12 protein-coding genes and 1 pseudogene are annotated in these 14,640 nt (G+C 72.5%); 3 read left to right on the top strand and 10 right to left on the bottom strand.

Features of this window, described 5'->3' with window-relative positions:
- Positions 1-10: 10 nt before the first annotated feature.
- The 5 genes from FQY64_RS11895 to FQY64_RS11915 all read right to left on the bottom strand — a co-directional run bounded on the left by FQY64_RS11895 (position 11) and on the right by FQY64_RS11915 (position 6,741).
- Positions 11-472, bottom strand: a complete 462-nt coding sequence (locus tag FQY64_RS11895) for a DnrO protein (protein WP_146474501.1) — start codon at positions 470-472, stop codon at positions 11-13.
- Positions 473-539: 67 nt separating this feature from the next.
- Positions 540-1,193, bottom strand: a complete 654-nt coding sequence (gene pdeM, locus FQY64_RS11900; RefSeq protein WP_146474503.1) for a ligase-associated DNA damage response endonuclease PdeM — start codon at positions 1,191-1,193, stop codon at positions 540-542.
- Positions 1,183-3,870 (bottom strand): ligase-associated DNA damage response DEXH box helicase, encoded by a 2,688-nt coding sequence (locus FQY64_RS11905; RefSeq protein WP_386112623.1) that lies wholly within the window; start codon positions 3,868-3,870, stop codon positions 1,183-1,185. The genes pdeM and FQY64_RS11905 overlap by 11 nt, the downstream gene beginning before the upstream one ends.
- A complete protein-coding gene (locus FQY64_RS11910) occupies positions 3,867-5,459 on the bottom strand; it encodes an ATP-dependent DNA ligase (RefSeq protein ID WP_146474505.1) in 1,593 nt (530 codons plus the stop codon). The genes FQY64_RS11905 and FQY64_RS11910 overlap by 4 nt, the downstream gene beginning before the upstream one ends.
- A gap of 289 nt (positions 5,460-5,748) precedes the next feature.
- The gene (locus tag FQY64_RS11915) at positions 5,749-6,741 is read right to left on the bottom strand and encodes a ligase-associated DNA damage response exonuclease (protein ID WP_146474507.1); all 993 of its coding nucleotides are present in this window, start codon (positions 6,739-6,741) and stop codon (positions 5,749-5,751) included.
- Positions 6,742-6,825: 84 nt separating this feature from the next.
- On the opposite strand from FQY64_RS11915, the gene FQY64_RS11920 reads away from it, so the two are divergent.
- Together FQY64_RS11920 and FQY64_RS11925 are read left to right on the top strand one after the other, a co-directional pair.
- The gene (locus FQY64_RS11920) at positions 6,826-7,305 is read left to right on the top strand and encodes an MgtC/SapB family protein (RefSeq protein ID WP_146474509.1); all 480 of its coding nucleotides are present in this window, start codon (positions 6,826-6,828) and stop codon (positions 7,303-7,305) included.
- Between the two features lie 110 nt (positions 7,306-7,415).
- Positions 7,416-9,629 (top strand): M3 family metallopeptidase, encoded by a 2,214-nt coding sequence (locus FQY64_RS11925; RefSeq protein WP_146474511.1) that lies wholly within the window; start codon positions 7,416-7,418, stop codon positions 9,627-9,629.
- 186 nt (positions 9,630-9,815) lie between these two features.
- On the opposite strand, the gene FQY64_RS11930 is transcribed toward FQY64_RS11925, so the two are convergent.
- Positions 9,816-10,703: a DUF72 domain-containing protein gene (locus tag FQY64_RS11930; protein WP_146474513.1), complete on the bottom strand. Its 888-nt coding sequence runs from the start codon at positions 10,701-10,703 to the stop codon at positions 9,816-9,818.
- A 531-nt stretch (positions 10,704-11,234) separates the two neighbouring features.
- Between FQY64_RS11930 and FQY64_RS11935 the strand changes: the two genes are divergently transcribed.
- Entirely contained in the window at positions 11,235-12,089 is an 855-nt protein-coding gene (locus FQY64_RS11935; protein WP_146474515.1) for an NAD-dependent protein deacetylase, read from the top strand.
- A gap of 32 nt (positions 12,090-12,121) precedes the next feature.
- Here the strand turns inward: FQY64_RS11935 and FQY64_RS11940 are convergent.
- From FQY64_RS11940 to FQY64_RS14820, 4 genes and pseudogenes are all read right to left on the bottom strand, one after another.
- Positions 12,122-12,889, bottom strand: a pseudogene (locus FQY64_RS11940) (UdgX family uracil-DNA binding protein); the annotation flags it as partial.
- A gap of 25 nt (positions 12,890-12,914) precedes the next feature.
- A complete protein-coding gene (locus tag FQY64_RS11945) occupies positions 12,915-13,718 on the bottom strand; it encodes a DUF3298 and DUF4163 domain-containing protein (protein ID WP_146474519.1) in 804 nt (267 codons plus the stop codon).
- Between the two features lie 79 nt (positions 13,719-13,797).
- The gene (locus FQY64_RS11950) at positions 13,798-14,073 is read right to left on the bottom strand and encodes a GNAT family N-acetyltransferase (protein ID WP_146474521.1); all 276 of its coding nucleotides are present in this window, start codon (positions 14,071-14,073) and stop codon (positions 13,798-13,800) included.
- 39 nt (positions 14,074-14,112) lie between these two features.
- A partial coding sequence (locus FQY64_RS14820; RefSeq protein WP_222431788.1) for a hypothetical protein occupies positions 14,113-14,640 on the bottom strand: 528 nt, incomplete at its 5' end.

Genomic DNA, 14,640 nt, shown 5'->3' on the forward strand with positions numbered 1-14,640 from the left:
CGCGGAAGCGTCAGTCCTCTTCGCTCTCGCGCGGCGCAGGCGCGGCCGGATCGTCGAAATCGCGCGCGTAGTCGGCCAGCGCCTGGCGCATGGCCGGGATGGCATCGCGGTTCGCAGGCTCGGCCTCGAGCGCCGCCGCGCCGCGCATCAGCGGGGCGATGATCCGGTGCAGCGCGGCATCGGCGTCCGGCGGCAGCTTGCACTCGGCGATGATCGCGCGCACGTGCGATTCGATGTCGCCGGCCAGCCGCACCGCGTCGTTCGCGTCCATGTGGCCCTTCTCGTAATGGCCGAGCGCGGCGACGTCGTCGCGGATGGCCTGCATGTGTTTGCGCAGGGCGGCATCGGTGGCGTAGCGCCCGCCCTGCTCGCCGGCGGCGGCGCGGGACGGGTGGGCGTGCTCCTGCGCGGGCGCCGGAGCGGCGATGCCCGCAAGCGCGAAGGACAGCAGCAGAACGGTGGCGGTACGCATGGCGGGCAGCCGGCGGTTGGGGTGCGGCCATCGTAGCGACGACGCCGTCGCCCGCACTTGACACGGATCAACCGCGCAAGCCGCGGCCGACCGGCGCGATCGCGTCCGGACCGCACAGCACCGCGCGCTCGCCCGCCGCCAGTTCCACCGCCCAGCCGCCGGTGAAGGCGGCGAACGCGGGCAGCACGGTCATCCGCTCGCGCAGCCAGAACGCGGGCCAGCGGCGGGCGGACCCCGGCAGGGCCAGCACCGGATGGACGTGGCCGCACACCACATGCAGGTGCGCATGCGGGATGGGATCGTGGCGGAAGGCGAACGGCGGCTGCTCGACCGTCTCGCCCAGCAGCGCGATCTCCAGCCCCGCGTCCGCCAGCGCGCGGTCGTGGTTGCCGGCCAGCGCGCCGACCGCGAGCAGCGGATGGCGCGCGCGCCACGCGTGCCAGCTTCGCTGCCATTCGCCGCCCGTCACCCGGCCGTGCAGCACATCGCCGAGGATCCACAGCGACTCCGCCCGCGTGCGTTCCACCAGCGCCGACAGCCGCGCCAAGTCGTGGCTGGTGCCGCCGCGCGGCAGCGCGATGCCGGAGCGGCGGAACGCGTCGGCCTTGCCGAGGTGCAGATCGGCGATGAACAGGCGGCGCGCGCGCGGCCAGAACAGCGCGCGTTCGGCGAACAGCTCGACCGCCTCGCCCGCGAGTTCGAGCGCAAGGCTATCGGCCATGCCGGCGCTCCAGTCGTTCGGCCGCACGCTGCACGCGCGTGCGCCAGTCCTCGGTGCTGATCTCGCCGCGGCGCAGGCTCTCGGCCCACAGCGGGAACGCCAGCGGGGTCAGGCTGCGCGGCGTGCGCAGGTCGAGCGTGCGTCGCGCGCAGTCGTCGAGCGCGGCCTGCAGGCGGGTGACTTCGAGCTGCTGCGCGAACACCTCGCGCTCGGCCAGCGCCAGCAGCAGATGCTCCGGATCGTGGCGGCGCAGCACGTCGTAGATCAGCCCCGCGCTCGTCTGCAACTGGCGCATGGAGCGTGGCGCGCGCCCCGGCAGCGAGGGCGGCAGCAGGCCCGCCACGCGCGCGATCTCGCGGAACTGGCGGCGCGCCAGTTCGCCCAGATTGAGGCTGGCGCGCAGGTCGTCGAACAGGCCGTCGGGCGCGAGCAATGCGCGCAGGGTGTCGGCGTCGATGGCGGCTTCCGCCGCCGGCGACAGCACCAGCCCGTAATCGTTGGACGCGTAGCTGAAGGTGTTCGGCGCACGGCGCGCCCAGCGCAGCGCCAGCAGCGCGGCCAGCCCCTCGTGCACCTGGCGGCCGGCGAACGGGTACAGGAACAGGTGGCGGCCGTCGCGGCCGGCGACCCACTCCGCCAGCAGCCGCCCGGGCGCCGGCAGCGCGGACAGGCGCGCCTGCAGGTCGAGCAGCGAGGCGACCGCGCGTAGCTCCGGCGTGTCCGGGCGCTCGTGCAGCAGCCGCTCGACCGCATGCGCGAGTTCGGTGGATAGCGGCATGCGCCCGCCCTGCCACTTCGGCACCTGCCCCTCGGCCGACTTCGCGAGCCGCACGTAGGCGGTCATGCCTTCCAGCCGCACCAGTTCCAGCGTGCGGCCGGCGAACTGGAAGCGCTCGCCCGGACGCAGGCGGGCGATGAAGCCCTCTTCCACCGAGCCGAGCGTGCCGCCGCGCAGGAAGCGGATCGCCACCGCGGCATCGCTGGTGATGGTGCCGATCGAAAGCCGGTGGCGCAGCGCGACCTTGCGGTCCTCGACCACGTAGCGGCCGTGTCCGTCGCGCACGACGCGGCGGTAGTCGGGGTAATGCTCGAGCGCGCGACCGCCCTGCACTACGAACTCCAGCACCGCCTGCCACGCCAGCGGATCGAGCGCGGCGAACGCGTGCGTGCCGCGCACTTCCGCGTACAGCGCATCGGCCTCGAAGCCGCCGCCGAGCGCGAGGGTGACGCAGTGCTGCGCGAGCACGTCGAGGCTCAGCACCGGCGGCCGGCGCGCCTCGATGCGGCCTTCGCCGATCACTTCGCGCGCGGCGGCGAACTCGACGATCTCCAGCGCGTGGGTCGGCACGCACAGCACCTGCCCCGCCTCGCCCGGCCGGTGCCGGCTGCGTCCGGCGCGCTGCAACAGCCGCGCGGCGCCCTTCGGGCTGCCGATCTGGAACACCTGGTCGACGGCGGGAAAATCGACGCCGAGATCGAGGCTGGAGGTCGAGACCGCGCAGCGCAGCGCACCCGTGCGCAGGCCGCTCTCGACCTGCGCGCGCAGCACCGGATCGAGCGAGCCGTGATGCAGCGCGAGCGTGCCCGGTTCGTCCGGCCACACCGCCGACAGCGCCTGGTGCCACAGCTCCGCCTGCGAGCGCGTGTTGGTGAACACCAGGCTGGTGCGCGCGGCCAGCACGTGATCGATCACGCGGGAGAGCTGCGACAGGCCCAGATGCCCGGCCCACGGGAAGCGTTCGCCGGCTTCGGGCAGCAGCGTCTCGATGCGCAACGTGCGCGGCCGTACGCCGGCGACGATCGGCGCATCCGGCGCGTGCGGCAGCAGCACCGCGCGCGCTTCGTCGAGGTTGCCAAGCGTGGCCGACAGCCCCCAGATCCGCAGCCCCGGCGCCAGCGCCCGCAGCCGCGCCAGACCGAGCTGCAGCAGCACGCCGCGCTTGTTGTCCAGCAGCTCGTGCCATTCGTCCACCACCACCGCGCGCAGGCCCGCGAGCTGCGGCGCGGTTTCGGGGTAGGACAGCAGCAGCGCCAGCGACTCCGGCGTGGTCACCAGCGCATCGAGCCGCCCGCTGCGCGCCAGCCGCTTGTCGCGCGCGCTGGCATCGCCGGTACGCGCGGCGATCTGCCAGTCGAGGCCGAGGCCTTCGATCGGTTCGCGCAGCGAGCGCAAGGTGTCGCTGGCGAGCGCGCGCAGCGGGGTGATCCAGAGCAGGCGGAGGGGGCGGGGGTTCCGCTTTGGTCGGCGTCGGGCGCTTCCCCGAACCCCTCCCGCACGCACGACAGTGGGGCGCTCGCTCGCGCCCTCGCGGCTCGTTCCGTCATCCCCGCGAAAGCGGGGATCCAGTGTCTTTGCCTCCCCGGCGATAGCGAGACCCGCATCCCCCTCCCCCCCGACCGCGTCGGCGGAGAGGGTCGGGGTGAGGAGGCGCGCGCCGCCGGCGCGCGGTCCGACGACATCCCCGCTCTGCTCCGCCAACGCCTCGATCAACGGCCCACCGAGCGCCGCCAGCGTCTTCCCGCTGCCGGTCGGCGTGTGCAGCAATCCGCCGCGGCCGGCCAGGTAATGCCGCCACACCTCGCGCTGGAACGGCATCGGTTCCCACCCGCGCGCGGCGAACCACGACGACAGCGCGGCCTCGGCGGCGTGGAAACGCGCGTGCGCGGCGTCGTTCATCGCGCCAGCGCCCGCAGCGTCTCGAGCCGATCGGCGTCGCGCGGTGTCTTGTCGTGCCGCCAGCGCAGGATGCGCGGGAAACGCACGGCGATGCCCGACTTGTGCCGCGTCGAGCGGTTGACCGCCTCGAAACCCAGCTCGAACACGTGCACCGGCTCCACCGCGCGCACCGGGCCGAAGCGTTCCACCGTGTGCGCGCGGATCCAGCGGTCGAGCGCAAGAATCTCCTGGTCGTCGAGACCCGAGTACGCCTTCGCCACCGGCACCAGCGCCTCGCCGTCCCACAACCCGAAGGTGTAGTCGGTGAACAGCGTGCTGCGGCGGCCGTGGCCGGACTGCGCGTAGATCAGCACCGCGTCGATGGTCAGCGGATCGATCTTCCACTTCCACCAGTCGCCGCGGCGGCGGCCGACCTGGTAGACCGACGCGAGCCGCTTGAGCATCAGGCCTTCCACGCCCCTTGCGCGCGCGTCCTCGCGCAGCCGGGCGGCCTCGTCCCAGTGCGGAGCGAGGACCCGCGGCGACGGCGCCAGACGCGGATGCGCGAGCGCGTCGAGCAGGCGCTCCAGTTCGACGCGGCGCTGCGCCAGCGGTGCCTGCCGCAGGTCGCGGCCCTCCAGCTCCAGCAGGTCGAAACCGAGCACGCGCACCGGCGCCTCCGCCAGCGTCTTCGGGCCGGGTTTGCGGCGCTGGATGCGGGTCTGCAGCGCGGTGAACGGCAGCGGACGGTGGTCGCCTTCGCGCCAGGCGAGCAGCTCGCCGTCGATCACGCAGTCGGCGGGCAGATGCGATGCGACCGCCTCGATCTCCGGGAACCGGCCGTCCAGGCGTTCCTCGCCGCGCGACCACAGCGCGATTTCCCCGCGGCGCCGGATCAGTTGCAGGCGGATGCCGTCCCACTTCCACTCCAGCAGCCAGTCGTCGATCGGGCCGAGCGTTTCCGGCGGCGCCTCCAGCGGCGAGGCGAGGAAAAACGGATACGGCTGCTGGCGATCGCCTGGCAGTTCCTCGGGCGAGAGCAGGTCGCGCAGGAACTCCGGCGTCGGCGCCCACGCCCCGAGCATGCGCTGCGCGATGCGCGCGATGTCCACGCCCGACAGTTCGGCCAGCGCCTGCTGCACCAGCCGCTGCGACACGCCCACGCGTAGCGCGCCGGTCAGCAACTTGTTGAACGCCAGCCGTTCGTCCGCGCGCAGACAGCGCCAGCCTTCCACCACCGCCGCGCGACGGGCGTCGTGATCGCCGCCGGCCACCGGCAGCAGGCGCTGTTCGATCCACACGTGCAGCGGCACGTCCTCGCAGGGCTCGGCGGGATCGTCGAGCAGCAGCGTGAGCGTCTCGGCGAGATCGCCCACGTGCGCGTAGCTCTCGTCCACCAGCCAGCCGGGAATGCCGCTCTCCTCGACGATCCACTGCCGCAGCTCGGTGGTGTTGGCGATCCGCGCGAGCTTGCCGCCGGACAGCAGCCACAGGCCCCAGGCCGCATCGGCCGCCGGCGCATCGCGGAAATACGCCATCAGCGCCGCGCGCTTGTCGAGCGTGGCGGTGCTGCGGTCCAGCTCGCGGTAGAGCGCGGCGAAGCGTCTCATGCGCGCGGCTCCGCCTCGGCGCACGCGGTCGCTGCGGACGCGCACGGATTCCCGCTTGCGCGGCGATGACGGTGCCGTGGGTCCGGTGTCGTGCATGGGCGGCGGTGGGTGTGCCAGCCCGTCATCCCCGCGAAAGCGGGTATCCATGGACGTCGGCGCCACATCGAACGCGTTCTTGCATCGCCCGCGCGATGCCAATGCGCCGCAGGACAAGCGCCCGCGGGGGCGCGAACTGCGCCGCTCGCCGCTGCCGTCGCGCCTTCGCAACAGCACGCCACGTCCGCCCGCATCAGTTCTCCTCCCCGAACGCGGTCTGGAAGGCTTCGGCGGCGATGCCCTGCTCGTTGAGCGCGCGCAGGATGGCGTCGGTATTGCCATGGGTGGCGATCACGCGGCGCGCGCCGGTTTCGCGCACCGTGCGCATCAGGTCGGGCCAGTCGGCGTGGTCGGATATCACGAAGCCGCGGTCGTAGTTGCGTCGCCGGCGGTTGCCGCGGATGCGCATCCAGCCGGACGCGAACCCGGTCTGCACTCGGCGGAAGCGCCGCATCCACGCGCTGCCCGCCGCCGAAGGCGGCGCCAGCACCAGTTCGCCGGCCAGATCGGCGCCTTTGGCGGTCTCGCCCACCGCGCGCGTGGCCAGCATCGGCACCCCGGCATCGCGGTACACCTCCACGCCTGCCGCCACCGCGCCGTGCAGCAACGCCGGACGGTCGGTCCAGGCCAGCAGCTCCGCCAGCACGCGCTGCGCCTTGCCGAGCGCGTAGCAGAACAGCACCGCGGTTTCGCCGCGCGCGGCGCAGTGCTCGCGCCACTCGACGATCTCGCGCGCCACCTCGCCGGTGTCGGGCCAGCGGTACACCGGCAGCGCGAACGTCGCCTCGGTGACGAACACGTCGCACGGCACCACCTCGAACGGCGCGCACGTGGGATCCGGCTGACGCTTGTAGTCGCCGGAGACCACCCACACCTGCCCGTCCGCCTCGATCCGCACCTGCGCCGAGCCCAGCACGTGCCCGGCCGGGTGGAAGCTCACGCGCGCGCCGCCCAGGTCGAACGGCTGGCCGTACTCCCAGGCGAAGTAGCGCTGCTCGCCCAGCCGCCAGCGCAGGATCGGCAACCCCGGCGCGGCGACGTGGTACTCGCCCATGCCCGCGCGCGCGTGGTCGCCGTGCCCGTGCGTGATCACCGCACGGGCGACCGGCCGCCACGGATCGATGTAGAAATCGCCGGCCGGGCAATAGAGGCCCTCGCGTCGCTGCACCACCGGATCGCTGCGCATGGCCCGAGCATACGCACGCCGCTTCGCACGCGGCGCGACGGCGTCGCAACACCGGATTCACGCGCGCTGAGGCACGGTCCAGGCATGCAATGGCTGGCGCAACTCGAAGTGCTCGGCGCGGTGGCGTTCGCGATGCTGCTGGGCGGCGTGGTCGGCTACGAGCGCGAACTCAAGCAGCGTCCGGCGGGGTTCCGCACGCACATGCTGGTCGCGGGCGCCGCGGCGCTGCTGCTGGGCATCGGCCAACTGCTGCTGGACCGCGACACCGCCCCGCGCGGCCTGCATGTGCAGGTCGATCCGCTGCGTCTGGTGGAAGCGGTCGTCGCCGGCGTCTCGTTCATCGGCGCCGGCACGATCTTCGGCCGCCGCGGCGCCGACACCGTGGCCGGCATCACGACCGCCGCATCGCTGCTGATCGTCGCGGTGATCGGCGTCGCGGTCGGCCTGCGCTACTACGTGCTCGGGCTGGCCGCCACCGTGCTGGCGCTGCTGGTGCTGACCGTGCTGAACCGGCTGGAGAAGCGCGCGGCGCGGCACGGGCCGCCTCCCGCCGACCGCGGCTGACGCCTTCGCTCACCGGCCGCCGACCGCCTTGCCGCTATGCCTTTCGTCATGGGCCCGTACGGGTGGCTTCCGGTAGGCTGCCGGTTTCCTGCCCAGAGGTGTTTCGACGTATGAAGAAGCCGCTCGTGCTGGCGCTGGCCGCCGCGCTCACCGCGCTGGCCGCTCCCGCCTTCGCCGTCTCCGATTCCAAGCCTGCCGCCGCCGTGACCGCCGAGAACCCGCTGTTCGCCCCGAGTTCGCTGTCGCTCCAATACCCGGTTTTCGACCGGATCAAGGACGAGCATTTCGCGCCCGCGTTCGAACGCGGCATGGCCGAGCACCTGAAAGAGATCGAGGCGGTCGCCGACAGCCGCGAAAAGCCCACCTTCGAGAACACCATCGTCGCGATGGAGAAGTCGGGCCAACTGCTGAACCGCGCGGTGACCATCTTCTTCAACCTGGTCGGCGCCGACACCAATCCGGTGCGCGAGAAGCTGCAGGCCGACTTCGCGCCGAAGTTCGCCGCGCACCAGGACGCGATCTTCCTCAATCCGAAGCTGTTCGCGCGCGTCAAGGCGCTGCACGAGCAGCGTCGGCAACTCGGTCTGGACGCCGAATCGGTGCGCCTGATCGAGCGCTACTACACCGACTTCGTGCGCGCCGGCGCCAACCTCTCCGACAAGGAGAAGGCGCGACTGAAGGAGATCAACGCGCGTCTGGCGCAGCTCGGCGCCGAGTTCAGCCGCAAAGTGCTGGCCGAGGTGAACGAGTCGGCGATCGTGGTCGACAGCCGCGAGGAGCTCGCCGGCCTGTCGGATGCGCGCATCGCCGCCGCCGCGCAGGCGGCCAAGGAACGCGGCCTGGAAGGCAAGTACGTCCTCACCCTGCTCAACACCACCGGCCAGCCGCCGCTGGCGGAGCTCGAGAACCGCGCGGTGCGCGAGCGCCTGTACAAGGCGTCGGTCGCGCGCGGCAGCCGCGGCAACGCCAACGACACCACCGGCATCATCGCCGAGGTCGTCAAGCTGCGCGCCGAGCGCGCCAACATGCTCGGCTATCCGACTCACGCCGCCTACGTGCTCGACGACGAGACGGCGAAGACACCGGACGCCGTCAACGCGATGCTGGGCCAGCTCGCGCCGGCTGCGGTCGCCAACGCCCGGCGCGAGGCCGCCGAGCTGCAGGCGATGATCGACAAGGAGCAGGCCGCCAAGGGCCAGCCCGGCTTCAAGCTGGAGCCGTGGGACTGGGCGTACTACTCCGAGAAGGTGCGCAAGGCGAAGTACGACTTCGACGAGTCCCAGCTCAAGCCGTACTTCGAGATGACCAACGTGCTCGAGAACGGCGTGTTCTTCATGGCCAACAAGCTGTACGGCCTGACCTTCAAGCGCCGCGACGACCTGCCGAAGTACCACCCGGACACCACCGTCTACGACGTGTTCGACAAGGACGGCAAGCAGCTCGCGATCTTCATCGCCGACATGTACGCCCGCCCGTCCAAGCGCGGCGGCGCGTGGATGAACTCGTACGTGTCGCAGTCGGAACTGATGGGCACCAAGCCGGTGGTCGCCAACCACCTCAACATCCCGAAGCCGCCGGCCGGCCAGCCGACGCTGATGACGTGGGATGAGGTGACCACCATGTTCCACGAGTTCGGCCATGCCCTGCACGGCATGTTCTCGAACGTGAAGTACCCCTACTTCACCGGCACCAGCGTGCCGCGCGACTTCGTCGAGTACCCCTCGCAGGTGCACGAGATGTGGGCGGACTGGCCGGAAGTGCTGGCCAACTACGCCAAGCACCACGAGACCGGCGAGCCGATGCCGAAGGAGCTGCTGGAGAAGGTGCGCGCCGCGCAGAAGTTCAACCAGGGCTTCACCACCACCGAGTACCTGGCGGCGGCGATCGTCGACCAGCGCCTGCACCAGTTGCCGGCGTCGCAGGTGCCGGCGGCGAAGGACGTGGTCGCGTTCGAGGCCAAGGCGCTGGCCGATGCCGGCCTCGACTTCGCCCCGGTGCCGCCGCGCTACCGGCTGCCGTACTTCAGCCACATCATGGGCGGGTACTCGGCGGGCTACTACGCCTACATCTGGTCGGAGGTGCTGGACGCCAACAGCGTCGAGTGGTTCAAGCAGAACGGCGGTCTGCTGCTCGCCAACGGCGATCACTTCCGCAACACCCTGCTCTCGCGCGGCGGCAGCAAGGACGCGCTGGAACTGTTCCGCGCCTTCGCCGGCCGCGAACCGCGCATCGAGCCGCTGCTGGAACGCCGCGGCCTGAGCCCGACCCCCGCCGACGGCGCGCCGCCGGTCGGCGAGACGGCGAAGCCTGCGACCAGCAAGTAAGCCGGTTCGCGCCACACGAAACCGCCCGCTTGTCGGGCGGTTTCTTTTTGGGGTCCGTTTTGCCCGGGATGCGAGGGCGCAGGCATCGAAGCGAAGCCCCGCTGGCGCACGCGCGCCTCCGGCGCCCCTCACCCCGACCCTCTCCCCGGCCGAGCCGGGAGAGAGGGGGAAGAGCTGCGCGGCCTTTCAGGGCCGCAGCATCCGCATCAGCGCCATCGCATCGAACGGCGCCCGCACTTTCGCGTCGTTGTCGAAGTAGCAGTACACGTCGCGGGGCCGCCGCGGCGGGCGGACGTCGTCCAGGCGCGCGGCGTCGGCCGGTTCGGCGCCGGCGCGCCAGGCGTCGATCCGCTCCGCCCAGCGGCGCAACGCGGGTTCGTCGTAGCCGCTGCGGTACAGCTCGGTCTCGCCGTGCAGGCGGACGTACATGAAGTCGGCCGTCACCTGCTCGATGTAGGGCCAGCGCGCGGCGGTGTCCGCCACCACCAGCGCGGCGCCGTGCTCGCGCAGCAGCGCGGCGAACGCGGGCGTGCAGAAACTCGCGTGCCGGATCTCGAACGCGTGCCGCAGCGGCCGCACGGCGTCGATCGCCAGCGCGCTGCGTCCGCGCATGCGCGCCACGTCGCGGCGTCGCGCCAGGCGCAGGGCCTCGCCGGTATCGCGCGGCAGCAGCGCGAGGAACGCCCGCAGGCGCGCCTCGTCGAAGATCATCCGCGGCGGCAACTGCCACAGGAATGGCCCGAGCTTGGCGCGCAGGCGCAGCACGCCCGAGGCGAAGAAGTTCGCCAGCGCCTGCTCCGCATCGCGCAGGCGCAGGATGTGGGTGACGAAGCGCGGCCCCTTCACCGCGAACACGAACCCGTCGGGCGTGGCGTCGTGCCAGCGCTGGTAGCTGGCCGGCGTCTGCATCGAGTAGAAGCTGCCGTTGATCTCGATGCTGTCGAACCGCTGCGCGGCATACGCCAGCTCCAGTCGTTGCGCGAGCCCGTCCGGATAGAACACGCCGCGCCAGCCGGCGTAGCGCCAGCCGGAAATGCCGATGTAGGCGTTGCCGGATGCGGGCGGAGTGGCCATGCGCGCCGATGATCGCCGGCCGCGGCGCGTGGGGCGCGTGAGCGACCACCGCGCCTCGGATTCCATGCACCCCCTCCCGACCTCCCCCTGCATTCGCAGGGGGAGGAGAAAGCCCTCCCCTTCAAGGGGAGGGTTGGGTGGGGATGGTGTCGGCGAGGCACCCGCGACTCGGTTTCCGCACACCCCCTCCCGGCCCCCCCTGCATTCGTAGGGGGAGGAGTAAGCCCTCCCCTTCAAGGGGAGGGTTGGGTGGGGATGGTGTCGGCGAGGCACCGCGACTCGGATTCCGCACAACCCCCTCCCGACCTCCCCCTGCATTCGCAGGGGGAGGAGTAAGCCCTCCCCTTCAAGGGGAGGGTTGGGTGGGGATGGTGTCGGCGAGGCACCCGCGACTCGGTTTCCGCACACCCCCTCCCGGCCCCCCTGCATTCGCAGGGGGAGGAGAAAGCCCTCCCCTTCAAGCAGCCTCCCCCTGCTTTCGCAGTAGCGGTCGCCGCTTCTGCATCACGGCGGTCCGGCTAGCATGGCGGCATGCATGCCCTCGCCTCCCCCGTCGATGCCGCCGCGCGTCTTGCGGACTGGCTCGCGCGCCATCGCCGCGTGTTCGTGCTCACCGGGGCCGGCTGCAGCACCGCCTCCGGCATCCCGGATTACCGCGACGAAGCCGGGGCGTGGAAACGCAAGCCGCCCGTCACCTACCAGACCTTCCTCGCCGATCCGCTGCTGCGCGCGCGCTACTGGGCGCGGAGCTTCGTCGGCTGGCCGGGCTTCGCGGCGGCGCAGCCGAACGCGGCGCACCGCGCGCTCGCCGCGCTGGAGCGCACCGGCACGGTCTCGCTGGTGATCACGCAGAACGTCGACGGCCTGCATCAGCGCGCCGGCAGCGTGCGCGTGGTCGACCTGCACGGCCGTCTGGACGAAGTGGTCTGCCTGGACTGCGGCATGCGGCTGCCACGCGAAACCGTGCAGAGCCGCCTGGCCGAGGAGAATCCCGACTGGCACGGGCTGCATGCGCGCCGCGCTCCCGATGGCGACGCGGATCTCGACGGCCTGGACTTCGCCCGCTTCCGCGCCCCGGACTGCGCGCGTTGCGGCGGCCTGCTCAAGCCCGACGTGGTGTTCTTCGGCGAGAACGTGCCGCGTCTGCGCGTGTCGACCGCGCAATCCGCGCTGCAGGAAAGCGATGCGATGCTGGTGGTCGGTTCGTCGCTGATGGTCTATTCGGGATTCCGCTTCGCCGCCGCCGCCCACGCCCTCGGCCTGCCGCTGGCGATCCTGACCCGCGGCGTGACGCGCGCCGATGCCCATGCTTCGCTCAAGCTCGATGCGGATTGCGAGACCGCGCTGCCGGAGGCGCTGGAGCGGCTCGGCGTGGCCGCCGCCTGAAGCGGCCCGCGCGACGATGCGGCGATGCGCGCTCAGCGCGCACGGCGCCGCGGCACGACGTCCAGCAGCAGCGACAGGTCCTCGACGAAATGGGCGTAGGCGTCGCGACGCTCCGCATCGTCGCGCTGCCGCAGCACCCAGGACGGATGCACGGTGGCGAACGCGCGCGTGCCGTCGGGCAGCGTCTGCCAGACGCCGCGCTGCGCCATCAGCCGGAAACGGCTGCCGAACACGTTGCGCGCGGCGATCGCGCCGAGGCAGACCACCGCATCCGGTTTCACCCGCGCCAGCTCGCCCTGCAGCCAGACGCGGCACGCCGCCTGCTCGGACGGGTCCGGGCTGCGGTGCAGACGCACCTTGCCGCGGCGTTCGAACTTGAAGTGCTTGACCGCGTTAGTGACGTAGAGCGCCTTGCGGGGAACGCCCAGCTCGGCGAGCGCGCGGTCGAACAACCGTCCCGCCGGACCGACGAACGGCCGGCCGCTGAGATCCTCCTGATCGCCCGGCTGCTCGCCGACCACCAGCACGCGGGCATTTGCCGGCCCCTCGCCGAACACGGTCTGCGTCGCCGGTTTCCAGAGCGGGCAGCGCCGGCAGCCGCGCGCGGCGGCGGCCAGCGCGGCCAGGCTGTCGTCGGCCGGCTCGGGCGCGGCGCCGTCGGGCACCTGCTCGGGCGGGGTGTCCGCCGCGACGAAGGTGGGCTTGGGGCCGCGCGGGCGGCGGAGGCGGCGTACGGCCATCCGGATCGGAGGCGGGAGGTTGCCCGCATTCGACCGCACGCGGCCGGCAGAACGCGTGAGCGTGTCGCCTTCCGCGTGCGCCCCGTTACGGCCCGACGAACATCGACCGGTAGCGCTCGGCCACCAGCGGCCGCAGCACCGACGCCGGCACCTCGACCGTCTGCGTGCCGTCCGAATACGGCCCCACCTGGTACGGCGGGAACACGAAGCGCAGTCCGGCCAGCTTGCCGTCCGGGGCGACGACGGGCTCGAACAGCGCGAAGTTCGCGGCCGTGGGCTCGGTGCCCTCCTCGATCATGCGCAACGCGTTGCGCATGACTTCCTCGCGCTCGGCGGGCGCCAGCTCGTCGGCATCCACGCGCTGCGAAACGGCGGTGTGCAGCTGCTCGCGCACGTGGTCCGAAATCGCCCGCCAGCCGGCGGGATCCGCGATCAGGTCGGCGGCGCGCAGCAGCCGGTTCTCGCGCGGCAACCAGACGAAGCGCGCGATCAGCGGCGCACCGTGCGCGCCGCCGGTGTAGATGCTGCCATCGGCCGCATATGCGACCAGGTCGGGCGAGAGATAGAGCTCGGTGAAACTCAGGCTGAGATCGTACGGCGGCGCGCCCGGCTGCGCCTTGCGCGCCTTGACCGCCTGCATCAGGTCTGCGCGCGCGGCATCGGCGTAGCGTTTCAACTCGGCCGCGAGCGCCGGGTAACGGCTGGCGGACGGCGGATAGCTGATGCCGACGATGTAGTCGGACGTGGTTTCCGCCACGTCGCGCAGCTCCGTAGCGGGCGCGGCGGTCGGCGCGGCGGGCGTGGCGGGTTGGGCGGTCGGCGCGGGTTTCTCGCGCTGGCAGGCCGCCGCGGCCAGCACCAGCGCGCACAGGAAGAGCGGGCGGAACATCGGGTTCGATCCGTGAGTCCTCGGCGCGCAATTATCCGCGAAGCGCGCACCGACCGCGCGCGCCGCGCCGACCGCGGGCTCAGGCCAGCAGGTCATGCACCGCCGGGTGGCGATCCGCCCAGGCAGCGGCGTAGGAGCACAGCGTGCGCACGCGCAGGCCGTGGGCCCGCGCATGCTCGAAGGCCGCCTGCACCAGCGCGCCGGCGATGCCCCGCCCGCCGATCGCCTCCGGCACGCGGGTGTGGGTGATCTCCAGGGTCTGGCCGTTCATCCGGTAATCGAGCGCCGCCGTGTGGCCGTCCACCTCGGTGACGAAACGCTGATAGCCGGCGTCGTGGCTGATCGCAGGGTGCATGCACGTACCTCGTGGAGACGAAAGGGTCCCGCGCCCGGTTCAGTGCAGCCGCCGGCTGGCGGCCGGCAGGAACACGAGGTCCGGACGCGGGCGGGCTCGTTCTTCCTCGCTGTCGTCGTCCTCGCCGCCCTCCTCCTCGCGGGCGGCGAGCGCCGCTTCGGGATCGGGGTGGCGCGAGGCGAGCTCGACCTGGTCGCTCTCGTGATGGCCCTGGAGCGACTTGCGCGAGGTGTCGCGGCTGGCGTCGAAGCTGGCGGTCGCGCCGGCGGCCGACCCCGCGCGTCCGCGCGGCTTGCGGCCGACGCCCGGGGTGCTGGCGGCTTCGGCGGCCAGGCGCGAGCCGCCCTTGGCGGTGCGCGCGCCGCTGTTGCCTTCCAGCGACTCCGCAGGGCCCGAGGCCCGGCCGCTGTTGCCCCCGCCGGTGCGCGCGGTCATGCCGCGGGCGGCGGCGGGGGTGCGTTCGCGCGCGCGCTCCTGGCCGGCAGCCCAGGTGTCCTCACGGCCGCCGCCGTTGCCCCGCCCGGTGCGGGCCTGGCGCGACGCGGCGCCCGCGGTGGCGCCGCGACC

The sequence above is a fragment of the Vulcaniibacterium thermophilum genome (genome assembly GCF_007923255.1).
In the GTDB taxonomy this organism is placed as follows: domain Bacteria; phylum Pseudomonadota; class Gammaproteobacteria; order Xanthomonadales; family Xanthomonadaceae; genus Lysobacter_F; species Lysobacter_F thermophilum.

Excerpts from the sequence above, each read along its gene's own strand:
- FQY64_RS11895 (WP_146474501.1), bottom strand. The coding sequence starts at position 472 with ATGCGTACCGCCACCGTTCTGCTGCTGTCCTTCGCGCTTGCGGGCATC.
- pdeM (WP_146474503.1), bottom strand. The coding sequence starts at position 1,193 with ATGGCCGATAGCCTTGCGCTCGAACTCGCGGGCGAGGCGGTCGAGCTG.
- FQY64_RS11905 (WP_386112623.1), bottom strand. The coding sequence starts at position 3,870 with ATGAACGACGCCGCGCACGCGCGTTTCCACGCCGCCGAGGCCGCGCTG.
- FQY64_RS11910 (WP_146474505.1), bottom strand. The coding sequence starts at position 5,459 with ATGAGACGCTTCGCCGCGCTCTACCGCGAGCTGGACCGCAGCACCGCC.
- FQY64_RS11915 (WP_146474507.1), bottom strand. The coding sequence starts at position 6,741 with ATGCGCAGCGATCCGGTGGTGCAGCGACGCGAGGGCCTCTATTGCCCG.
- FQY64_RS11920 (WP_146474509.1), top strand. The coding sequence starts at position 6,826 with ATGCAATGGCTGGCGCAACTCGAAGTGCTCGGCGCGGTGGCGTTCGCG.
- FQY64_RS11925 (WP_146474511.1), top strand. The coding sequence starts at position 7,416 with ATGAAGAAGCCGCTCGTGCTGGCGCTGGCCGCCGCGCTCACCGCGCTG.
- FQY64_RS11930 (WP_146474513.1), bottom strand. The coding sequence starts at position 10,703 with ATGGCCACTCCGCCCGCATCCGGCAACGCCTACATCGGCATTTCCGGC.
- FQY64_RS11935 (WP_146474515.1), top strand. The coding sequence starts at position 11,235 with ATGCATGCCCTCGCCTCCCCCGTCGATGCCGCCGCGCGTCTTGCGGAC.
- FQY64_RS11945 (WP_146474519.1), bottom strand. The coding sequence starts at position 13,718 with ATGTTCCGCCCGCTCTTCCTGTGCGCGCTGGTGCTGGCCGCGGCGGCC.
- FQY64_RS11950 (WP_146474521.1), bottom strand. The coding sequence starts at position 14,073 with ATGCACCCTGCGATCAGCCACGACGCCGGCTATCAGCGTTTCGTCACC.